Below are 20,803 nucleotides of genomic sequence, written 5' to 3' on the forward strand. Positions count from 1 at the left end.
TCATGTCTGCCGATCTCAACGAGCTCGAGAAGCGCATGCACGGCGCGATGGATGCGCTGAAGAAGGAATTCGCCGGCCTCAGGACCGGCCGGGCCTCGGTCAACCTGCTCGACCCGGTGATGGTCGAAGCCTACGGCCAGCGCATGCCGCTCAACCAGGTCGGCACGGTGAGCGCGCCGGAGCCGCGGCTTCTTACCGTCAATGTCTGGGACAAGGGTCTGGTCACCCCGACCGCAAAGGCGATCCGGGAAGCGGGCCTCGGCCTCAACCCATCGCCCGATGGCCAGATGATCCGCATTCCGATCCCCGAGCTGACCACGGAGCGGCGCAACGAACTCGCCAAGCTTGCGCACAAGTACGCAGAGCAGGGCAAGGTCGCTGTCCGCAACGTCCGCCGCGACGGCATGGACGCGCTGAAGAAGGCTGAGAAGGATCACAAGATCTCGGAGGACGAGCATCGCCAGAAGGCCGACGAAGTGCAGAAGCTCACCGACCGCTACGTCAAGCAGGTCGACGAAGCGCTGGCGCACAAGGAAAAAGAGATCAAGACGGTCTGATGTCCACGGCGCCGCTGCCCGCCAATCCCGACACGGGGTCGGGTCCTCACCACGTCGCCATCATCATGGATGGCAACGGCCGGTGGGCGAAAGCGCGTGGCCTGCCGCGGGTCGCGGGACATCGCCGGGGCGCCGATGCGGTGCGGCGCGTCGTGCGTGGTGCCGGCGAACTGGGAATTCCGGTCCTGACGCTTTTTGCGTTCTCGACGGAGAACTGGACGCGGCCGGCGGACGAAGTCGCGGACCTGATGGGGCTGCTGCGGCACTATCTGCGCAGCGAGTTGGACGAGTTGCGCAAGAACGGCGCTCGGCTGCGGGTTATCGGTAATCGGGACGGGCTGGCGGCCGACATCGTGCGCGACATCGCCGAGGCCGAGACCATGACGGCGGGCAACGCACGCATCGACGTCAACATCTGCATCAACTACGGTTCGCGCGACGAGATTCTGCGGGCGACGCGGCGCCTGGCGCAGCGGGTCGCGGCGGGTGAGATCACCGCCGACGACATCGACCAGCAGAGCTTCGAGCGTGAGCTACTGACGGCGGGCCTGCCCGATCCGGACCTCCTGATCCGGACCAGCGGCGAGCAGCGGATCAGCAATTTCCTGCTCTGGCAATGTGCCTACTCGGAGCTGGTTTTCGTCGACACGCTGTGGCCGGACTTCGGCAAGGAACATCTGGAACGGGCCATCGCGGAGTTCCGTAAGCGTGAGCGGCGTTATGGCGGCGTCGGAAGCTAGCGCAGCGCCGTCCTTGCGCGGCGGACGATTCGCCGGTCTGCTGATGCGAGCGGTGTCCGCCGCGATTCTGGGGCCGCTTCTGCTTGCGGCGGTCTGGTATGGCTTCCCCTGGATCGATCTCGTGGCGGCAATTGCCGCGCCCATCATGATCTTCGAATGGTCGCGCCTGACCCGTGGCGCTCCCGTCCTGCGCCTGCTTGCCTGGGCCTACGGCCTGGCAGCACTCGTCGCGCTGCTGTGGCTGCGGCATCAGCCGGCCTATGGCCGCGAGACGATTCTGTGGGTGCTCGTATGCATCTGGGCCACCGATATCGGGGCCTATTTCGTGGGACGCACCGCCGGCGGAGCAAAGCTTGCACCGCGCATCAGCCCCGGCAAGACCTGGTCGGGATTGGTCGGCGGCATGGCATGGGCCGCCGTCGGTAGTGCCGCCATGGGCTATGCCTTCGGCCTCGGCGAAACCGTTCCGCTGGCCATCGCCGGGGCGGCGCTGGCGATCGTAGGGCAGGCGGGCGATCTGCTGGAATCGGCGGCCAAGCGGCGGGCTGGCGTGAAGGATAGCGGGCGCCTCATTCCGGGGCACGGTGGATTGCTGGACCGGATCGACGGTCTGATGGCGGTGCTTGTGGCTGTGGGGATTGCCCGGCTGGTCGCAGGCAATGCGTGGCCCTGGACATGAGCGGGTGGACCGCGCCGTCACCTGAAAAGCCGCGCCGTATCACGGTCCTGGGATCGACGGGCTCCGTCGGACAGAGCACAGTCGATCTCATCGCGCGCGACCCGGCGCGCTATCGCGTTGAAGCGCTCGTCGCCCGCAACTCGGTGGAATTGCTGGCGGAGCAGGCGAGGCGCCTGCGGGCGCGCCTCGCCGTCGTCGCTGACCCCGGGCGCTTCGAGGCGCTCAAGGCGGCACTGGCCGGTACGTCGATCGAGGTGGCGGCCGGTCCCGAGGCGGTTATCGAAGCGGCGGAGCGGCCGGCCGAATGGGTGATGGCTGCCGTCGTGGGGTTCGCCGGCCTGGCGCCGACCCTCGCCGCGGCGCGACGCGGGGCGATGGTGGCCCTCGCCAACAAGGAAGCGCTGGTCTGCGCCGGGCGCCTGCTGATCGACGCGATCGAGCAGTCAGGCGGGGTGCTTCTGCCTGTCGATTCCGAGCACAACGCCATTTTTCAGGTCTTCGAACCCGATCAGCATCGTGCCGTCGACCGGCTGATCCTGACGGCTTCGGGTGGCCCGTTCCGCAACTGGTCGCTGGCCGACATGGCCGACGTTACGCCGGAGCAGGCGTTGGCCCATCCCAACTGGGACATGGGCGACAAGATCTCCATCGATTCGGCGACCATGATGAACAAGGGCCTCGAACTGATCGAGGCACAGCTCCTGTTCGGGCTGCCCGAAGACCAGGTCGACATCGTGGTGCACCCGCAATCGGTCATCCACTCGATGGTCGCCTACCGTGACGGCTCGGTACTGGCCCAACTCGGGACGGCCGATATGCGGATTCCGATCAGCCACGCCCTGGGGTGGCCGGCCCGCATCGACGGGCCGTCGGCCAAACTCGATTTCATGAGCATTCCGGCGCTCACCTTCGAGCGGCCCGATTCCGGCCGCTTTCCGTCTCTACGGTTGGCGCGTGAGGCTCTGGTGACGGGAGGGCATGCTCCCATCGTATTGAATGCGGCGAACGAGGCGGCAGTGGCGGCATTCCTGGCTCGCCGGATCCGCTTCCTCGATATCGCCCGGATCGTCGAGGATGTGATGGCAGGCTGGAACGGTCTCTCGGATGCAGTCGACGCACTCCAGCAGGTCCAGTCTGCCGATCTGGAAGCCCGCAGGGTGGCTGAGGGGTTCTGCCGTGCCAGAGCCCTAAGCAATTGATATAGAACGCACTTCGTGGTCGAGTAAGGCATGCAAAGCATCGTCAGCCTGTTTACGACGTACCTGCCGTATTTTGTTCTGGTCCTGACGCTGCTCGTCTTCGTTCACGAGTACGGCCATTACTGGGTCGGGCGCCGCTTTGGCATCCATGCCGAGGTCTTCTCGATCGGTTTCGGGCCTGAGATCTTCGGCTGGACGGACCGCAACGGCACGCGCTGGAAGGTCTCGGCCATTCCTCTGGGCGGCTACGTCAAGTTCCTGGGCGACAGCGATGCCACGAGCGCGACGCCGACCGAAGAGCCCTTGTCGGCGAGCGACCGCAAGCGCGCCTTCTTCAGCCAGCCACTGTACGCGCGCGCTGCCGTCGTGCTCGGCGGGCCGATGGCAAATCTCCTGTTTGCCTTCCTGCTGCTGACGGGCGTCTTCTTCTTCGCGGGCGAACCCTACACGCCTGCGACCGTCGCCGTGCAGACCGACGGGCCGGCGGCGAGGGCTGGCCTGCGGACCGGGGACGAGATCGTTCGCCTCGCCGACAAGCGGGTCGATCGCTACGAGGATATCCAGGAAGCTCAGTTTCTCTACTGGGCGAAGCCGATGCCGGTCGAATACCGCCGCGGTAACCAGCTGCTGCGCGGAGAAATCCAGCCTCAATATTGCGAGCGCACCGATCGCTACAACAACACGCTGCGCTATGGCGATCTCGGCATCGATCAGTTCATCCGCCCCGTCGTCGGCGGCTTCACGGCGAGCAGCCCGGCGGAGGCCGCGGGCCTCAAGGTCGGTGACCTTCTGGTGGCGATCGATGGGAAGCCCGTCGACTATTTCTCGCGAATCCCAGAATTGATCGGCGCCAAGGGTGGCCAGCCGGTGACGATCAAGTTCGAGCGCGATGGTCGCCTGCAGGAGACGACCGTGGTGCCGATCGTCGACAAGACGGCCGATTGCGCAGGCAAGGAGCAGATCGTCGGGCGTCTGCGGGTTCGTCCGCCGGCTGTGACAGAGCTTCGTGACCATGGTGTGATTGGCGCCATGGGAGCGGGCGTGCGCGCCGTCTGGGGCATGACCACGATGTTCTATACGTCGATGGGACAGATCCTGACTGCGACGAGGCCTGTGGACGAATTGGGTGGACCGATTCGCATCGCCAAGGCCGCCGGTGAGGCGTCGCATGCAGGGTGGGCAGGCATTCTCAACCTGGTCATTGCGCTGTCCGTGGTGCTCGGCATCTTCAACCTTCTGCCGGTCCCCATGCTCGATGGCGGTCATCTCGCCATGTACGCCTACGAAGCGGTGCGCGGCAGGCCTCTCAGCCTGCGAGCCCAGGAGGTCGGATTGAAGCTTGGATTCGCGCTTGTGATCGGCATGGCACTGATCGCAACGTTCAATGACATCAGGCTTTTGCTGCGCTGAATTCATGCGACGTGGCGAGGACAGGGTGGGGGACAAAAGGGGTAGCTTAAGCCCCCTTGCCGGTCTAGAAAGCTGCGTTCACGTTCTTGACCATCGGCAGGTTTGACTGGCGCCGGGGGGAAGTTTGATCTTTCGTTGGGCCGTACTGGCCATTGTCGCAATTCTGGCTTTCAACGCGCCGGCATACGCCCAGCGCGGCGGTGTCGTGGCTGCGGGCGGCGGCACGATCGCCGGCATCCAGATCCAGGGTAACGTCCGCTCCGAAGCGGAGACGATACGCTCGTACCTTCAGCTGAAGGTCGGCGAGCCTTTCGATGCCGCCGCAGCGGATCGCTCGTTGAAGGCGCTGTTCGCGACCGGACTGTTCTCCGACGTGACGATCCAGATGCAGGGATCGACCCTGGTCGTGAAGGTCACAGAAAATCCGATCATCAATCGCGTCGCCTTCGAGGGAAATAAGAAGATCGACGACGACAAGCTGCGCGACGAAGTGCAGTCGAAGCCGCGTCAGGTCTATACGCGCGCCCGTGTCCAGGCCGATGTCGATCGCATCCTGACCATTTATCGGCGCAGCGGTCGCTACAATGCCTCGGTCGAACCCAAGATCATCAATCTCGAGCAGGGGCGTGTCGATCTCGTCTTCGAGATCAACGAAGGCGACGTCACGGGCGTAAAGCGCATCAGCTTCGTCGGCAACGAGGCGTTCGGCGACGGCACGCTGAGGGGCAAGATCCGTACGACGGAGAGCGCTTGGTGGCGCTTCCTGACATCGGATGACCGTTTCGATCCCGACCGCCTGAACCTCGATCGCGAGCTGCTGCGCAAGTTTTACCTCTCCGAGGGCTATGCCGACTTCCGCGTCGTTTCGGCGGTCGCCGAGCTCGCGCCCAATCGCGAAGGCTTCTTCATCACCTTCACGATCAGCGAAGGTGAGCGGTACAAGTTCGGCAAGGTCGACGTGACGAGCCGCTTCCAGGGCCTGAATGTCGATGTGTTGAAGTCATTCCTGACGATCTCGGAAGGCGACTGGTACGACGCGGACCAGGTTGAGAAGTCGGTCTCCAATATCCAGGAGGCGGTGGGTTCGCTGGGATACGCCTTCGTTGACGTTCGCCCCAACATCCGGCGCAACAAGGACAACAACACCGTCGACGTGACCTTCGATGTCCAGGAGGGACCGCGCGTCTACGTCGAGCGCATCAACATCTCGGGCAACACGAGAACGCTCGACAAGGTGATTCGTCGCGAATTCCGTCTCGCCGAGGGCGATGCCTTCAGCACCGCCAAGGTCCGGCGCAGCCAGCAGCGTCTGCGCAACCTCGGGTTCTTCGAGAAGGTCGACGTCTCGGCAGCGCCCGGCTCGGCACCGGATAAGACCAATCTGGAGGTTCAGGTCGTCGAGCAGAGCACCGGTGAAATCTCGTTCGGCGCGGGTTACTCGACGACGGCGGGCATCGTCGGCGATATCGCGGTCAAGGAACGCAATCTGCTCGGCAAGGGTCAGGAAGCCCGCCTCGGCCTGTCCATTGGCACGCTGAGTACCTCGATCGATCTGGGCTTCACCGAACCCTACTTCATGGACCGTCAGGTCTCCGCCGGTTTCGATCTCTTCAGGACGTCGAACGATCGTCAGTCGATCGCGAGCTACAGTGACCGTAGCGTGGGCTTCGCGCTCCGTGCCGGCTGGGCATATTCCGAGGAAATCCGCCAGCTCGTGCGCTACACGCTGCGGCAGACCGACATTTACAACGTCCAACCCTGGGCGTCGTACATCATTCAGCAAAACCAGGGCACGCAGGTCGTATCCGAACTGTCCGAGACCATCATCTGGGACACGCGCGACCAGCGCCTCAACGCGACCAAGGGCTGGATGGTTCGTAACTCGATCGCGGCCGCGGGCCTGATTGGCACCGAGCAGTACGTCCGCGCCACGGCCGACGCCGTCTATTACAAATCGCTGTTCGAGGATTTCGTGGTCTCCGTCGGTGGTTCCGCGGGCCTGATCTTCCCCTTCAACGGCTCCTATGTCCGCCTCAACAACCTGTTCTTTATCGGCGGCGACACGCTCAGGGGCTTTGCCGTCGGCGGTGTCGGTCCGCGCGATGCCAATACGACCGATTCGATCGGCGGTCAGTTCTACTACACGGGTACGACGGAGCTTTCCTATCCGCTTCCGCTCGTCCCGAAGGAAGTAGGCCTTCTCGGCAAGGCGTTCGTGGACGTAGGTTCGCTGTGGGGGGTGCAGGCGCAGAGCTATGGGCTGGCGTCGGTGTTGACCAGCCAGCTGATGCGCGTGTCGACCGGCGTCGGCATACAGTGGATATCGCCGTTCGGACCTATCCGGATCGACTACGCAGTGCCCATTCAATATGAGTCGTGGGACAAGCAGCAGTCCCTGCGTTTCAGCTTCGGCACGCGCTTCTGAGCGGGAGAGGCCACGGTCATGAACGCCCAAATCGAAAATACCAGCGCCGCTGCGGCGACATCCGTCGACATCAAGCGGATCCTCGAGATGATCCCGCACCGCTATCCGATGCTCATGGTCGATCGGGTGATCAATATGCAGCTCGATCACAGCGCGGTAGGTATCAAGAACGTCACGATCAACGAGCCGTTCTTCCAGGGACATTTTCCTTCCGAGCCGGTCATGCCGGGGGTCCTCGTCGTCGAGGCCATGGCTCAGACGGCTTGTGTCCTCGTGGTCTCGACGTTCGGAGCCGAGTCGGAAGGCAAGCTCGTCTATTTCATGTCGATCGACGGCGTGCGGTTTCGCCGGCCGGTCGTGCCGGGCGACCGTCTCGAGCTTCACGTCACGAAGGTTCAGAGCCGGGCCAATGTCTGGAAATTTTCGGGCAAGGCGATCGTCGAAGGCAAGGTTGCCGCCGAGGCGACGTTTGCCGCCATGATTAGAGACCGGTGATCCGCGAAGAGCAGGGAGGGGATGATGCCCGATACCCAGTCCAATTTCCGTATGCTGCACACGATGATCCGCGTCATGGATCTCGACAAGTCTCTTGCCTTCTACACCGGTCCGATGGGCATGAAGCTGCTGCGCAAGCGCGACGTGCCGGACGGCAAGTACAGCCTGGCGTTCGTGGGCTACGGCGACGAGCCGGAGCACTGCGTCGTTGAGCTGACCTACAATTGGGATCAGGCGAAGCCGTACGAACTCGGCACCGGGTTCGGCCATCTCGCGATCGGCGTTCCCGACGTCTACAAGCTCTGCGAGGACGTCACGAAGGCTGGCGGCAAGGTCACGCGGCCAGCCGGCCCGGTCAAGTTCGGCACGACCGTCATCGCGTTCGTGGAAGATCCGGACGGCTACAAGATCGAGCTGATCGAGCGTAAGGGCTGAACGGGCTGAGCGAAGCTCAGCCCGAGGAGCGACAGGACATTGCTCTTGGCAATGTCCGAGAGCGTCGAAGAAAGAAGATCACACGACTCTCAACAAAAAGGCCCGCCATCGCGGGCCTTGAATCGTTCTGACGAACCGAACTCAGAAAAAGCGCCAGTTCGCGGCCACGAGGGCCAGTGCTGCGCCGGCAATCCCGGCGACGAGAATCCACATCCGCAAGCCGTGGCGGCGGAAATTGTCATTGGCAGGACGGCCCACCCGGACGATACGCGGCTGGACCCTCGGTGTCTGGGTGGCCGCCCAGGATGTTTCCCCCTGGCGCGGCCCGAATGATGATCTTGCCATGTGCTTCTCGCTTCCCTCCCGGACAGCGATTTCAGCCCCGCATGTGAAGCGGCTTGTAGGGGCGCTCGGTTTGGCCGTTGTAGAGCTGCCGGGGCCGGCCGATCTTCTGGTCGGGATCCTCGATCATCTCGTTCCATTGCGAAATCCAGCCGACCGTACGCGCCACCGCGAAGAGAACGGTGAACATCGAGGTCGGGATGCCGATCGCGCGGAAAATGATGCCCGAGTAGAAGTCGACGTTCGGATAGAGCTTCTTGGAGACGAAGTAGTCGTCCTTGAGGGCGATCTGCTCCATTTCCATGGCCAGCTCAAGCAGCGGGTCGTGGGTGATGCCGAGCGACGTCAGGACCTCGTGACAGGTCTGGCGCATGACCTTCGCGCGCGGGTCATAGTTCTTGTAGACGCGGTGGCCGAAGCCCATGAGGCGGGTGTGATCGGCCTTGTCCTTCACGCGGGACAGGAAGCCCGGGATGTTCTGCTTGCCACCGATCTCGTGCAGCATGTTGATGACGGCTTCGTTGGCGCCCCCATGGCTCGGCCCCCACAGCGAGGCGATGCCTGCGGCGATGCAGGCGAACGGATTGGCGCCCGAGGAGCCGGCCAGGCGGACGGTCGAAGTCGAAGCGTTTTGCTCATGATCGGCATGGAGCATGAGGATGCGATCCATCGCCTTCTCGACGATCGGATTGACCTCGTACTCCTCGGCCGGAACCGAGAACATCATGCGCAGGAAGTTGGCGGCATAGGACAGGTCGTTGCGCGGATACACGAACGGCTGACCCACCGAATACTTGTAGGCCATCGCCGCGATGGTCGGCATCTTGGCGACCAGGCGATACGAGGCGACCATCCGCTGGTGCGGATCGTGGATGTCGAGCGAGTCGTGATAGAAGGCGGAGAGGGCGCCGACGACACCACAGCAGATCGCCATCGGATGGGCGTCGCGGCGGAAGCCGCGATAGAACTGGCTGAGCTGCTCATGAACCATCGTGTGGTTCGTGATGTCGCGAACGAACTTGTCCTTCTGCGCCTTGTTTGGCAGGTCGCCCTTCATCAGCAGGTAGGCGACTTCCATGAAGTCGCTCTGCTCGGCGAGTTCGGCGATGTTGTAGCCGCGATGGAGCAGCAGGCCTTCGTCGCCGTCGATGTAGGTGATCTTCGAGCCGCACGAGCCGGTCGAGGTGAAACCCGGATCGTAGGTGAACATGCCGGAGTCGCCGTAGAATTTGCGAACGTCCACCAGGCGCGGTCCGAGGGTGCCGTGGATGATCGGCATCTCGTAGGTTTTGCCGGTTTCGTTGTCGGTCAGCGTCGCGGTCGATTTGGCCATCGGGTGAACTCTTTTCCAGGCTCGATTCAAGCAAGGCGCGCGCTCCCCGCGGGGGCCGTTCGCCGGTTCGGCGGCACCCTAACAAGACCCCAAAGAAGGCGCAATTGTGCAGCCGCGCCGCTATTTCGCGGGACGTGGATTCCGAAGCATCCGCCCGTCGAGCAGGGCGAGCGCGAGACCAATCAGCAGCATGCCGGCGAACTGTCGTGGCTGCAGCCGCTCGTCAAGGACCAGCGCCCCGAGCAGGATAGCGGTGACAGGTATCAGGAACGTAACCAGCAGGAGATTGGTCGGACCGGCTACTGCAAGAATTCGGAAATACAGGACATATGCGAGTGCAGTCGACAGGAGCGCGAGGCCAGCAAGCGCAGCCCAGGTGATGCCCGACGGAGAAGCGGCCAAGGTCCAGGGGTGGTCGAAGATCAGCATGATCGGCAGAATCAACATGGTGCTTGCCGTGACCTGCCCCGCGGCCGCATCGAGCGGCGCCACCCCCATGCTTTTGAATTGGCGCCCATAGACACCCGCGAAGGCGTAGGAGAGCGCAGCCCCGAGGCAGGCAAGCTGTCCCACCGTACTCTGTCCCGACACGAGCAGCGATGGTCCCACAAGCACGGCGACGCCGCAGAGGCCGACCAGCAGTGCGCCAAGTTTCAGTCCGGCAATCTGTTCGTCCTTCGTGAGGAAATGGGCGACCAACAGGGTGAACAGCGGCGTGGTTGCGTTCAGGATCGAGGCAAGGCCGGACGCGATCTGCGTCTGGCCCCAGAAGATCAGGCCGAATGGCACGAGATTGTTGAGCAGACCCATCGCTGCGAAGCTGCGCCATGGCGTGCCGGCTCCGAAAAGAGAACGGCCGGAAACGGCGAGCACGAGATTGAGCGCAAGCGCGGCAAACGCCACGCGGCAGAATACGACCGTGAGCGGTGGCAGCTCCGCGAGGGCTACCTTGGCGAAGAAGAACGAGCCGCCCCAGAGGACGGACAGCGACAGCAGCGAGATCCAAACGCGCGTTGACATTGCCGCAGCGTGAGCGCTGCGGCCGGCGCGTTCTATCCGGCAGCCGCCGGCAATCGCGCCTCGTCTCGGAACTCCGCTCCTATCAACTCTGGACCTGCACCTTTGCCCAGGTGTCCCGCAGATCGATCGTGCGGTTGAACACCAGAGCCTTCGGCCGGCTCGCGAGGTCCGGGCAGAAATAGCCCAGTCGCTCGAACTGCATGGCCTCTCCTGCAGATGCCTCTGCCAATGAGGGCTCCAGCAGCGCGCCCGACAGGACTTCGAGCGAGCCCGGATTCAGGTCGGCGTCGAGATCGCCACCGGTGCCCGGGTCAGGGCGGTTGAAGAGCGTGCTGTACAACCGGACTTCGGCGGGAAGTGCATCCCGGGCGGACACCCAGTGCAGAGTGGCCTTTACCTTTCGACCGTCCGGCGCATTGCCGCCGCGGCTCGCGGGATCGTAGGTGCAGCGCAGTTCGACCACGTTACCGTCAGCGTCCTTGACCACCTCGCGACAGGTGACGAGATAGGCATAGCGCAGCCTGACTTCCCGCCCCACCGCCAGCCGGAAGAATTTGTTCGACGGATTCTCCATGAAGTCGTCGCGCTCGACGAAGATTTCCCGGCCGAAGCGAAGGGTACGCGTGCCGGCGGTCGGATCCACCGGGTGATTGACGGCCTCCAGCTCTTCAACATGGTCTTCGGGAAAGTTCTCGATCACGAGCTTGAGCGGCCGCAGGACCGCCATGCGCCGCTGCGCTGCCTGATTGAGATGGTCGCGGATCGCGTGATCCAGCATGGCGAGATCGACGACGCTGTTGGCTTTGGACATGCCGATGCGCCGAACGAAGTCGCGGATCGCCTTCGGCGGCACGCCGCGACGGCGCAGGCCTGCCAGTGTCGGCATGCGCGGATCGTCCCAGCCGCTCACGATGCCGCGGCGTACCAGATCCGTCAGGTGGCGTTTGGAAAGGACGGTGTAGCCGATATTGAGGCGGGCGAATTCGGTCTGGCGCGGCCGCGCCGGCACCGGCAGGTGGTCGAGGAACCAGTCGTAGAGGGGGCGATGGTCCGAGAACTCCAGGGTGCAAAGCGAGTGCGTGACATGTTCCAGGGCGTCGGACTGGCCATGTGCGAAATCATAGGTCGGGTAGATGCACCATTCAGTGCCGGTGCGCGGGTGAGACGCGTGCAGGATGCGATACAGGACGGGGTCGCGCAGGTTCATGTTGCCGGACACGAGGTCGATCTTCGCGCGCAGTACGCAGGCACCGTTGGGAAACTTTCCGGCCCGCATGTCGCGAAACAGGCTGAGATTCGTTTCCACCGAGCGGTCGCGATCCGGCGAGGCGCGTCCCGGCTCGGTCAGCGTGCCACGCATTGCCCTCATCTCGTCGGGCGGCGTGTCGTCGACATAGGCGAGGCCGGCGCGAATGAGGTGCTCGGCCCAGTCGTACAACGTCTGGAAATAGTCCGACGCATGGTACAGATGTTCGCCCCAGTCGAAGCCGAGCCAATGTACGTCCCGCTTGATGGCGTCGATGTACTCCTGCTCTTCCTTCACGGGGTTGGTGTCGTCGAAGCGAAGGTGGCAGCGGCCGCCATATTCGGTCGCAATTCCGAAATTCAGGCAGATCGACTTTGCGTGGCCGAGATGGAGGTAGCCGTTCGGCTCCGGCGGAAAGCGGGTAACGATGCTCTGCACTTTTCCGCTGGCGAGATCCGACTGAACCAGGTCGCGAATGAAATCCCGCGCCTCTTCGTTCGCAGCGGCCTCCGGCATCGGCTTCTTGTCTTCCATTACCTGTCTCCCGTTCAAGCGGCGGCCGCCAGCAAACGAACCTTGCTCTCGGCGGGCCCCAGCACGGCCAGCACTTCGAAGATGCCGGGCGAGGCGGTCGAGCCGGTCAGCGCGACGCGGAGCGGCTGGGCGACTTGGCCGAGCTTCAGCCCGTTCGCCTCGGCAAATTCGCGTACGGCTTCTTCAAGCGCCTTTTCGCTCCAGTCGCTCGCCTGCGGCTCCAGCGCCGGCGCCAGCTTCGCGATCACGGCACGGGCGTCGGGTGTCAGCAGCGCGCGGGCCTTGTCGTCGGCGATCGGCGGTGCGCCAGCGCGGGCGTAGAAGGCTAGACTGTCCGCGAGTTCGATCAGGGTGCGCGCGCGCTGCTTCACGCCGGAGAGGCCGCGCACGATGCGCTCGCGACCAGCGGCATCGACGGTGCCGAGCTTCTCCTCGATGCGCGGCAGCACCAGCGGCAGCAGCTCGGCGTCTGGCGTTTCGCGGAGGTAATGCGCGTTGAGATTGGTCAGCTTCGCCATGTCGAAGCGTGAGGCCGAGCGGCCGACGCCGTCGAGGTCGAACCACTCGATCGCCTGTGCCGTCGAGATGATCTCGTCGTCGCCGTGGCCCCAGCCCAGCCGCAGCAGGTAGTTGCGCAGCGCCGCCGGCAGGAAGCCCATGTCGCGATAGGCGTCGACGCCCAAGGCGCCATGGCGCTTGCTGAGCTTGGCGCCGTCGGGACCGTGGATCAGCGGGATGTGGGCATAGACCGGCTCGGGCCATCCCATGGCGCGGATGATCTGCAGCTGACGGAAGGCGTTGTTCAGGTGATCGTCGCCGCGGATCACGTGCGTGACACCCATGTCGTGATCGTCGACGACGACTGCCAGCATGTAGGTTGGCGTGCCGTCGGCGCGCAGCAGGATCATGTCGTCGAGCTGGGCGTTCTCGACCGTGACTTCGCCCTGCACGGCGTCCTTGATGATCGTCTGGCCGGTCTGCGGCGCCTTCAGGCGCACGACCGGCTTCACGCCGGCGGGTGCTTCCTTCGGGTCGCGCTCGCGCCAGCGGCCGTCGTAGCGCATCGGCTTGCCCGCGGCCTTCTGCGCGGCGCGCATCTCGTCGAGCTCCTGCGGCGAGGCATAGCAGTGATAGGCATGGCCCTTGGCCAACATCTCCAGCGCGACCTCGGCATGGCGGGCGGCGCGTGAGAACTGATAGGTGACCTCGCCGTCCCACGGCAGGCCGAGCCACGACAGCCCGTCCAAAATCGCGGCGATCGCCGGCTCGGTCGAACGCGCACGGTCGGTGTCCTCGATGCGCAGCAGGTACTTTCCGCCGTGATGCCTGGCGAACAGCCAGTTGAACAGGGCCGTGCGGGCGCCGCCGATATGCAGGTAGCCGGTGGGCGAGGGAGCGAAGCGGGTTACGACGGTCATCGGCCTGGTATCATGCTCGGTAAGCGCGGGTTTTGCCGCAATTTGGGCGGAAAAGCGCGCCGTAGGTAGGGGAGCGTCCGGTTAGTGTCAAACCTGCGCGCCTGGATCCTCGAACAACTGGACGCCGAGCGCGGCCGGTGGGTGCTGTGGCTCCCCGTGGCGCTCGGTTTTGGCATCGCCATCTACTACGAGCTGCCGACCGAGCCGGCCCTCTGGCTGGGCCCGGCACTGGCGGCGGGATCTTTGATCATCGCTGTCTTTGCGCCGGCCGGGAGTCTTGCGCGCGCCTTGGCCATCGGCGCCGTCGCCGCCTCGTCCGGCCTCGGACTCGTGGCCTGGCGTACCGCCACCCTCGCCGCACCGACGCTGACCCGGCCGCTGTTCAGCCTCAACGTCGAGGGCAGGGTCGCCGACATCCAGCGTCTGCCCGAGGGTGTTCGGGTCGTGCTCGAGGCCGTCCGTCTCAAAGGCAACGGTGTTCCGCCACCCGAGCTGATGCCGGCGAAGGTTCGCGTGACCTTGAACCGGGGGGCACCGCCGCTGGTGATCGGGGACCGCCTGCTCGTGCTCGCGAACCTGTCGCCGCCGGCCGGCCCCGCAGCGCCCGGCGCCTTCGATTTCCAGAGGGTTGCCTGGTACCAGCAGCTTGGTGCAGTCGGATACGCCCTGGCGCCGGCCACCGTGACCGAACGCGGCCGGCCCGACGGGTTCGTGCGCACGATCGACGCGCTACGCGCCGACCTGGCCGCCCGCATCCTCAATGTCCTGCCGGGCCCGGCGGGCGGGGTGGTCGCATCGCTTCTGGTCGGCGAGCAGACGGCGGTCGACAAGGACGTGGCGCAGGCCATGCGCGATTCCGGTCTGGCGCATATCCTGTCGATCTCCGGACTGCACATCGTCTTTGCAGTCGGCCTCGTGATGGGCCTCGTGCGCTACGGCATCGCGCTCATCCCGCCGCTCGCCCTTCGCATCGATGCCAAGAAGGTGGCGGCCGTGCTCGCGCTGATGGCCGCGGTCTTCTACACGGCACTGGCGGGGGCGCCGGTGCCGGCGCAGCGAGCGTGCGCCATGGCCGCCTTTGCACTGCTCGCGATTCTGCTCGACCGGACGGCGCTGTCGCTGCGCCTGGTCGCCTGGTCCGCGGTCATTGTGCTCGTTGTTGCGCCCGAGTCGCTCACCGGCGCCTCCTTCCAGATGTCGTTCGCCGCGGTCGTCGCGCTGATCGCGGGCTGGGAGTCGGCTGCACCCTTGCGCCGTCGCCTGCACCAGCGTGCCGAAGTCTCCCGCTATCGCTGGATGTGGCGGCTCGCAGCCGCGCTGGGGGCGAGCCTGATCGCGACCCTGATCGCCTCGATCGCGACGGGTGCCTTCGCTGCCTATCATTTCAATCGCCTGTCACTGCTTGGGGTCGTGGCCAACCTGCTGGGGGTTCCCCTGACGGGCTTCTGGATCATGCCGTGGGGGCTGCTCGCCATGCTCCTGATGCCGCTCGGCCTGGAGTCGGCGGCGCTGGTGCCGATGGGCTGGGGTGTGGACTGGCTGAACGCGATTGCCTTCCGGGTGGCGGCTTGGCCCGACGCCGCGATGCTGGTGCCGTCACTGCCCGGTGCCAGCCTCTGGTTGCTGACGGTGGGCGGCCTCTGGCTCTGCCTGTGGCGGCGAGGATGGCGCTATGCAGGGCTCCCGGTCGCAGCGATCGGCCTGATGCTGGGGCCGCCGCCGGCGCCTGACCTGCTGATGAGCGAGGACGGCCGCGTGCTGGGCCTGCGCGACGAGCGCGGCGTGGTGCATGTCGCCTCGGCCCGCGTGGATCGCTACGTAACCGACGCCTGGGCGCGCCGGCAGGGGCAGGAGGGGGCAAGGCGGTGGACCGTGAGCGCCGACGAGCAGGCGTCCGGCCTGGGCTGCAACACCGGGCTGTGCCGATGGCGCAAGGGACCGTGGCGCGTCGCGCTGGTAAGCGACGAAAAACGCCTGGCTGAAGCCTGCGGCTCGGCCGACATCGTGCTGTCGACCGTCGATGCCCAGGCGCGCTGTCGCGGCCCGCGTCTCGTCATCGATCGTCGTGATGCCTGGAGGGACGGCGCCCATGCGTTGTGGCTGGACGATCTCGGCGTAAGACGCGAAACCGCCAACGCCCGCCGTGGCGACAGGCCCTGGGTACCCAACAATTCGATGCGCCAGACGGCTCCGGTCAAGGCGCCGGGCGCCTGAGATCAGTGATAGCGCCGGTAGAGGCCAGCGAGACGGCCCTGGATCTTGACCCGGTCGGGCCCGAAAATTCGGGTCTCGTAGGCGGCATTGGCGGGTTCGAGGGCGATCGAAGCACCCTTCTTGCGCAACCGCTTCAGGGTCGCCTCGGTATCGTCGATCAGCGCGACGACAATCTCGCCGGACTCGGCGGTGTCGGAACTCTTGATGATGGCGATGTCTCCGTTCTGAATTCCGGCCTCGATCATCGAGTCGCCCTGGACTTCGAGACAGTAGTGGGCCCCCGAACCCAGCAGCGAGACGGGCACGTCGACGGTCGTTGAATTGTCGCGCAGCGCCTCGATCGGCGTACCGGCGGCGATCCGGCCGTAGAGCGGCAGACTGAGCGCCTGCGCCTCGTTGGCGGCCTGGATGGCCCCGGCGAGCGGCACGCGATCGCCGCGCACGATCTGGGGCACGAAGCCTTCGCGGCCTTCGGAGAATCCGGCGCGGCGGGCCTCTGCGAGCAGGGGGGTGACATTGGCTGCGGGCAGGGCGGCGCTCTCGGGCAGCTTCACGACCTGCAGTGCGCGCGCACGATGTGGCAGGCGGCGCAGGAAGCCGCGCTCCTCGAGCCCGGTGATGAGGCGATGGATGCCCGACTTCGACTTCAGCCGCAGCGCTTCCTTCATCTCGTCGAATGAGGGCGACACGCCGTCGTCGTTGAGCCGCTTGTTGATGAAAAGGAGCAATTCGTTTTGCTTGCGGGTTAGCACCGTCTTCTCCCCAGAACGCCTACCGGATTTAGGAACAAATCCTGAAACCCGCCACATGTTCTAGTTTGGTTCTGTTCTCCGGTCAAGTTATCCCGAGGATGACTGGGGAGAAAGGCAGGATCAGTACCCGCCCGGAAGGCTCGCGAGATCGACAACCTGCACGAGGTCGCCCGCCTTGCGCGCGGGATCGTGGGGCGGGCGGATCATCAGGCCGTCGCAGGCGGCCAGAACCGAGAGCATCGAGCTGTCCTGAACCGGATGCGGGTGTGCGGTGAGCGTACCGTCGGGGCTGCGGTTCAGGCGGGCTCGGACATAGTCCTCGCGCTGGTCGTTCTGCTTCACGTCGACTGCGAGCCGGGCGGGTACGGTCGTCACGAGATCGCCCGCCTGGCCCAGCATCCGCTGCAGGGCGGGCTTCATGAACAGGAGCGAGCAGACCATGGTCGAGACGGGATTGCCCGGCAGGCCGAGCACGCGCGCGCGATCGCGCGCGGCGAACATCAGCGGCTTGCCCGGGCGCATGGCGATCTTCCAGAAGTCCATTTCGAAGCCCTGCGCCTGCAGGGCCGCCTGGACGAGATCATGGTCGCCGACCGACGCGCCACCCAGGGTGATCAACAGATCGTGCTGCGCGCCAGCCTCGATCTTGCTTTCGATCAGCTTTGCATCGTCGTGTGCGATGTCGAACAGCGTTGGTTCACCACCCCATCCGCGAACCAGGGCGGCGACTGCGATGCCGGAGGAGGAGACGATCTGGTTTCGTCCCACCGGCTCGCCCGGCATCACGAGCTCGTCGCCGGTGGAGAGGATGGCGACCCGAGGCTTGCGATAGACCGAGAGCCAGGGGTGGTTCATCGCGGCGGCCAAGGCGAGGTCGCGCGTCGTGAGGGTGCGCCCGACCTTCAGCGGCGTGTCGCCGCTGGAGAAATCGAGGCCGGCCTTGCGGACGTGCCGGCCGAGTCGTGGCGCCTCGAGGATGGTGACCTTCGCACCGTCGGCTTTCGTGTCTTCCTGGATCACGACCGAATCGGCGCCCATCGGCAGAGGACCGCCGGTGAAGATGCGCACGGCCTCGCCGGGCTTCAACGCATGATCGTAGGAGCCGCCGGCCGGCGCCTGGCCCACCAGGTTGAGGGTGGTCGGCGTGGCGGGCACGTCGGCTGCGCGCACGGCATAACCGTCCATGGCGGAGAGATCCACCGGCGGCTGGGTCAGCCGTGCCTCTGGCGGCACCGCCAGCACACGGCCGGCCGCATCCGCGACCGACACCACCTCCGACGGAAGGGGGGCGAACGCCGCGATCACGCGGGCATGGGCATCGCGAACGGACAGCATTCCTGGCTTCATCGTGCTTCCCATGTCCCCGACTTGCCGCCGGACTTGTGGAGGAGCTTCACCTCGGAGATCACCATGCCGCGGTCGACCGCCTTGCACATGTCGTAGACGGTGAGGGCGGCGACGGAGGCTGCCGTCAGCGCTTCCATCTCGACGCCGGTCCGGCCCTTCAGCTTGCAGGTCGCCTCGATGTCGACGGCGTTGCGCGCTTCGTCGAGCGTCAGGACCACTGCGACCGACGACAGCGCGAGCGGATGACAGAGCGGGATCAGGTCGGGCGTCTTCTTGGCCGCCATGATGCCGGCAAGCTGCGCCACCGCGAGCACGTCGCCCTTCTTGGCCTTCTTGTCGCGGATCAGCTTCAGGGTCGCGGCCTGCATCGTCACAGTGGCGCAGGCGATGGCGATGCGCTCGGTGATCTCCTTGTCGCCGACATCGACCATGTGGGCGTTGCCGGACTCGTCGAAATGGGTGAGGTCGCTCATGCCGCCTGCTTGACCAGGATCTCGCGCACCGCCGCCTCGACGTCGGGCTTGCGCATGAAGCTCTCGCCGATCAGGAATGCCGAGGCGCCGACCCTGGCCATACGGGCGAGGTCGGCTGGCGAGCCGAGGCCGCTCTCGGCCACCAGCACGCGATCCTTCGGCACCATGGGCGCCAGCTTCTCCGTCGTGGCGAGATCGACGGCCAGCGTCTTGAGGTTGCGGTTGTTCACGCCGAACAGGTCGGCGTCGATCCTGAGCGCGCGCAGCAACTCCGCGGCGTCGTGCACCTCGACCAGCACGTCCATGCCCCAGTCATGCGCGAGCTTCGCCAGTTCGGCCGCCAGCGCGTCGTCGAGGCAGGCCATGATCAGCAGGATGCAGTCGGCGCCCAGCGCGCGCGCTTCGGGCACCTGATAGGGATCGATCATGAAATCCTTGCGCAGCGCCGGCAGCTTCACCGCCGAGCGCGCCTCAGTCAGGAACTCGTCCTTGCCCTGGAAGTAGGGTTCGTCGGTCAGGATCGACAGACACGTCGCGCCGCCGCGCTCATAGGCGCGGGCGAGGGAGGGCGGGTCGAAGTCGGGTCGGATCAGCCCCTTGCTGGGCGAGGCCTTCTTGATCTCGGCGATCAGCCCGTAGCGGCCGTCGGCGATCGTGGCCTTGAGCGCCCGGGCGAAGCCACGCGGCTTGTCGGCGGCACGCGCCAGCGCTTCGATCTCGGCCAGGGAGCGCCGCGCCTTGCAGGCGGCCACATGGACCTTCTTGTCGGCAACGATCCGGTCGAGCGTGTCGCTCATGCGCAAATCCTCTTCAACGTCGCCAGCGCTTCGCGGGCCTTGCCGCTGTCGATCGATTGGGCGGCCATCGCCGCGCCTTCCTTCAGGTCACGCGCCTTGCCGGCGACCATGAGCGCGGCCGCGCTGTTCAGCAGCACGATGTCCCGGAAGGCGTTCTTCGCACCGCCCAGCAGCGCGTGGATCGCCTCGGCATTGTGTGCCGCGTCGCCGCCCTTGAGTTCGTCGAGCGTCGCACGCCTGACGCCGATCTCCTCCGGCGCGATCTCGATCTCGGTCACCTTGCCGTTCTCGAGCGAGGCGGCCCAGCTCGCCGTCGTGGTGGTGAGTTCGTCCATGCCGTCCTGTCCATGCACGACCAGCGCGCGCTCCAGCCCGAGCTGGCCCAGGGCCTGCGCCACCGGCTTCAGCCAACGGCGGTCGAAAACGCCCACGAGCTGGCGCTTCACCAGGGCGGGGTTCGACATCGGCCCCAGCAGGTTGAAGATCGTGCGCGAGGGCGCCAGCTCGACCCGCGGGCCAGCGACGTTGCGCATGGCACTGTGGTGGCGCGGCGCCATCAGGAAGCAGACCTTGGCCTCGACGAGTGCCTTCTCCAGCGCCTCGATCGGCACTTCGAGGCCGATGCCCAACGCCGACAGCACGTCGGCCGCGCCGGACTTGGACGTGAAGGCGCGATTGCCGTGCTTGGCGACCGGGACGCCGGCACCCGCCACGACGAAGGCCGAGCAGGAGGAGACGTTGTAGGTGCCGTGATGATCACCGCCGGTGCCCACGATGTCGATCGTGCCCTCGGGGGCTTTCACGCGCAGCACCTTGGCCCGGAGCGCGCGCGAGCCGCCCGCTAGTTCCTCGGCCGTCTCGCCGCGCACCTTGAGGCCCATCAGGAAGGCACCCATCTGGGCCGGCGTCGCATCGCCCGAGGTCATGATGTCGAAGGCGCGCTCCGCCTCGTCGATGCCGAGGGTCTCGCCGTTACCCACCTTGGCCAGAAGGCCGCGAAAATCGTCGATGTCGCCGCTCACCCAGAACCCCGTACTTTGCCTCTTGCCGGTTTGGCCGGCGGGCGCGAAGCTATATCACATGGCACAAGAACTCATCCTCAAGGTCACCGGCATGGATTGCGACGGCTGCGTAAAGGCCGTCACGCGTGCCGTCACCGGCGCCGGCACCGCGCCTATTTCCGTCGACCTCAAGAGCGGGGAGATGCGCCTTCCCGCGGGCGCCGACGTCGCGGCGATCACCAAGGCGGTCCAGCGCGCGGGTTTCGGCATCGCGCCGTAAGGCGTCGTCTTACATGAGGGATCAGTTCTAATTCACTGATTCCTAATAAGAATTCTCCCCATTTTGTCGGTTGGGAGCTTTCACCCTTGTCAAAATAGTAAGCAAG

The 20,803-nt window shown here is 65.4% G+C and carries 19 protein-coding genes; 10 read left to right on the forward strand and 9 right to left on the reverse strand.

What is annotated here, in order from left to right; all coding sequences use genetic code 11:
- Nucleotides 1-2 precede the first annotated feature (2 nt).
- From frr to gloA, 8 genes are all read left to right on the forward strand, one after another.
- Nucleotides 3-557 (forward strand): ribosome recycling factor, encoded by a 555-nt coding sequence (gene frr, locus Q0Q48_RS09360; RefSeq protein ID WP_295136869.1) that lies wholly within the window; start codon nt 3-5, stop codon nt 555-557.
- Nucleotides 557-1,297 carry an isoprenyl transferase gene (locus Q0Q48_RS09365; protein ID WP_295136870.1) on the forward strand — a complete coding sequence of 247 codons (741 nt, stop codon included), beginning with the start codon at nt 557-559 and terminating at the stop codon, nt 1,295-1,297. The genes frr and Q0Q48_RS09365 overlap by 1 nt, the downstream gene beginning before the upstream one ends.
- The gene (locus Q0Q48_RS09370) at nt 1,278-1,976 is read left to right on the forward strand and encodes a phosphatidate cytidylyltransferase (protein WP_295136871.1); all 699 of its coding nucleotides are present in this window, start codon (nt 1,278-1,280) and stop codon (nt 1,974-1,976) included. Before Q0Q48_RS09365 ends, Q0Q48_RS09370 begins: the two co-directional genes overlap by 20 nt.
- Complete coding sequence (locus tag Q0Q48_RS09375; protein ID WP_295136872.1) at nt 1,973-3,175, forward strand: 1-deoxy-D-xylulose-5-phosphate reductoisomerase; 1,203 nt, start codon at nt 1,973-1,975, stop codon at nt 3,173-3,175. The genes Q0Q48_RS09370 and Q0Q48_RS09375 overlap by 4 nt, the downstream gene beginning before the upstream one ends.
- 30 nt (nt 3,176-3,205) lie before the next feature.
- Complete coding sequence (rseP, locus tag Q0Q48_RS09380; protein ID WP_295136873.1) at nt 3,206-4,585, forward strand: RIP metalloprotease RseP; 1,380 nt, start codon at nt 3,206-3,208, stop codon at nt 4,583-4,585.
- 124 nt (nt 4,586-4,709) lie between these two features.
- Nucleotides 4,710-7,010 carry an outer membrane protein assembly factor BamA gene (gene bamA, locus Q0Q48_RS09385; RefSeq protein WP_295136874.1) on the forward strand — a complete coding sequence of 767 codons (2,301 nt, stop codon included), beginning with the start codon at nt 4,710-4,712 and terminating at the stop codon, nt 7,008-7,010.
- An 18-nt stretch (nt 7,011-7,028) separates the two neighbouring features.
- A complete protein-coding gene (fabZ, locus tag Q0Q48_RS09390) occupies nt 7,029-7,505 on the forward strand; it encodes a 3-hydroxyacyl-ACP dehydratase FabZ (protein WP_295136875.1) in 477 nt (158 codons plus the stop codon).
- A 24-nt stretch (nt 7,506-7,529) separates the two neighbouring features.
- On the forward strand, nt 7,530-7,940 hold the full coding sequence (gloA, locus tag Q0Q48_RS09395) for a lactoylglutathione lyase (RefSeq protein ID WP_295136876.1): 411 nt from the start codon (nt 7,530-7,532) through the stop codon (nt 7,938-7,940).
- Between the two features lie 376 nt (nt 7,941-8,316).
- Here the strand turns inward: gloA and gltA are convergent, their stop codons facing one another.
- The 4 genes from gltA to gltX form a co-directional block, all read right to left on the reverse strand.
- A complete protein-coding gene (gene gltA, locus Q0Q48_RS09400) occupies nt 8,317-9,615 on the reverse strand; it encodes a citrate synthase (protein ID WP_295136877.1) in 1,299 nt (432 codons plus the stop codon).
- Between the two features lie 120 nt (nt 9,616-9,735).
- On the reverse strand, nt 9,736-10,635 hold the full coding sequence (locus Q0Q48_RS09405) for a DMT family transporter (protein WP_295136878.1): 900 nt from the start codon (nt 10,633-10,635) through the stop codon (nt 9,736-9,738).
- A gap of 82 nt (nt 10,636-10,717) precedes the next feature.
- On the reverse strand, nt 10,718-12,397 hold the full coding sequence (locus Q0Q48_RS09410) for a glutamine--tRNA ligase/YqeY domain fusion protein (protein ID WP_295136935.1): 1,680 nt from the start codon (nt 12,395-12,397) through the stop codon (nt 10,718-10,720).
- 32 nt (nt 12,398-12,429) lie between these two features.
- Nucleotides 12,430-13,833, reverse strand: a complete 1,404-nt coding sequence (gene gltX, locus Q0Q48_RS09415) for a glutamate--tRNA ligase (RefSeq protein ID WP_295136879.1) — start codon at nt 13,831-13,833, stop codon at nt 12,430-12,432.
- Between the two features lie 84 nt (nt 13,834-13,917).
- On the opposite strand from gltX, the gene Q0Q48_RS09420 reads away from it, so the two are divergent.
- Nucleotides 13,918-16,047: a ComEC/Rec2 family competence protein gene (locus Q0Q48_RS09420; RefSeq protein ID WP_295136880.1), complete on the forward strand. Its 2,130-nt coding sequence runs from the start codon at nt 13,918-13,920 to the stop codon at nt 16,045-16,047.
- 2 nt (nt 16,048-16,049) lie between these two features.
- On the opposite strand, the gene lexA is transcribed toward Q0Q48_RS09420, so the two are convergent.
- The 5 genes from lexA to trpD all read right to left on the reverse strand — a co-directional run bounded on the left by lexA (nt 16,050) and on the right by trpD (nt 20,426).
- Nucleotides 16,050-16,799 (reverse strand): transcriptional repressor LexA, encoded by a 750-nt coding sequence (lexA, locus tag Q0Q48_RS09425; protein ID WP_295136881.1) that lies wholly within the window; start codon nt 16,797-16,799, stop codon nt 16,050-16,052.
- Between the two features lie 120 nt (nt 16,800-16,919).
- Nucleotides 16,920-18,134, reverse strand: a complete 1,215-nt coding sequence (gene glp / locus Q0Q48_RS09430; RefSeq protein WP_295136882.1) for a gephyrin-like molybdotransferase Glp — start codon at nt 18,132-18,134, stop codon at nt 16,920-16,922.
- 8 nt (nt 18,135-18,142) lie between these two features.
- Entirely contained in the window at nt 18,143-18,619 is a 477-nt protein-coding gene (gene moaC, locus Q0Q48_RS09435) for a cyclic pyranopterin monophosphate synthase MoaC (RefSeq protein ID WP_295136883.1), read from the reverse strand.
- Nucleotides 18,616-19,416 (reverse strand): indole-3-glycerol phosphate synthase TrpC, encoded by an 801-nt coding sequence (gene trpC / locus Q0Q48_RS09440; protein ID WP_295136884.1) that lies wholly within the window; start codon nt 19,414-19,416, stop codon nt 18,616-18,618. Before trpC ends, moaC begins: the two co-directional genes overlap by 4 nt.
- Nucleotides 19,413-20,426 carry an anthranilate phosphoribosyltransferase gene (gene trpD, locus Q0Q48_RS09445; protein WP_295136936.1) on the reverse strand — a complete coding sequence of 338 codons (1,014 nt, stop codon included), beginning with the start codon at nt 20,424-20,426 and terminating at the stop codon, nt 19,413-19,415. The genes trpC and trpD overlap by 4 nt, the downstream gene beginning before the upstream one ends.
- A 70-nt stretch (nt 20,427-20,496) precedes the next feature.
- Here trpD and Q0Q48_RS09450 point away from each other — a divergent pair, with 70 nt between their 5' ends.
- Nucleotides 20,497-20,697 (forward strand): heavy metal-associated domain-containing protein, encoded by a 201-nt coding sequence (locus Q0Q48_RS09450; RefSeq protein ID WP_295136885.1) that lies wholly within the window; start codon nt 20,497-20,499, stop codon nt 20,695-20,697.
- The last annotated feature ends 106 nt before the right edge of the window (nt 20,698-20,803 follow it).

It is taken from the genome of uncultured Reyranella sp., from assembly GCF_945957355.1.
Lineage (GTDB): Bacteria > Pseudomonadota > Alphaproteobacteria > Reyranellales > Reyranellaceae > Reyranella.

Coding starts and splice junctions, on each gene's coding strand:
- gloA (WP_295136876.1), top strand. CDS start 7,530: ATGCCCGATACCCAGTCCAATTTCCGTATGCTGCACACGATGATCCGC.
- Q0Q48_RS09375 (WP_295136872.1), top strand. CDS start 1,973: ATGAGCGGGTGGACCGCGCCGTCACCTGAAAAGCCGCGCCGTATCACG.
- moaC (WP_295136883.1), bottom strand. CDS start 18,619: ATGAGCGACCTCACCCATTTCGACGAGTCCGGCAACGCCCACATGGTC.
- Q0Q48_RS09370 (WP_295136871.1), top strand. CDS start 1,278: ATGGCGGCGTCGGAAGCTAGCGCAGCGCCGTCCTTGCGCGGCGGACGA.
- glp (WP_295136882.1), bottom strand. CDS start 18,134: ATGCTGTCCGTTCGCGATGCCCATGCCCGCGTGATCGCGGCGTTCGCC.
- gltA (WP_295136877.1), bottom strand. CDS start 9,615: ATGGCCAAATCGACCGCGACGCTGACCGACAACGAAACCGGCAAAACC.
- frr (WP_295136869.1), top strand. CDS start 3: ATGTCTGCCGATCTCAACGAGCTCGAGAAGCGCATGCACGGCGCGATG.
- Q0Q48_RS09410 (WP_295136935.1), bottom strand. CDS start 12,397: ATGCCGGAGGCCGCTGCGAACGAAGAGGCGCGGGATTTCATTCGCGAC.
- Q0Q48_RS09405 (WP_295136878.1), bottom strand. CDS start 10,635: ATGTCAACGCGCGTTTGGATCTCGCTGCTGTCGCTGTCCGTCCTCTGG.
- Q0Q48_RS09450 (WP_295136885.1), top strand. CDS start 20,497: ATGGCACAAGAACTCATCCTCAAGGTCACCGGCATGGATTGCGACGGC.
- fabZ (WP_295136875.1), top strand. CDS start 7,029: ATGAACGCCCAAATCGAAAATACCAGCGCCGCTGCGGCGACATCCGTC.
- Q0Q48_RS09365 (WP_295136870.1), top strand. CDS start 557: ATGTCCACGGCGCCGCTGCCCGCCAATCCCGACACGGGGTCGGGTCCT.
- rseP (WP_295136873.1), top strand. CDS start 3,206: ATGCAAAGCATCGTCAGCCTGTTTACGACGTACCTGCCGTATTTTGTT.
- gltX (WP_295136879.1), bottom strand. CDS start 13,833: ATGACCGTCGTAACCCGCTTCGCTCCCTCGCCCACCGGCTACCTGCAT.
- trpC (WP_295136884.1), bottom strand. CDS start 19,416: ATGAGCGACACGCTCGACCGGATCGTTGCCGACAAGAAGGTCCATGTG.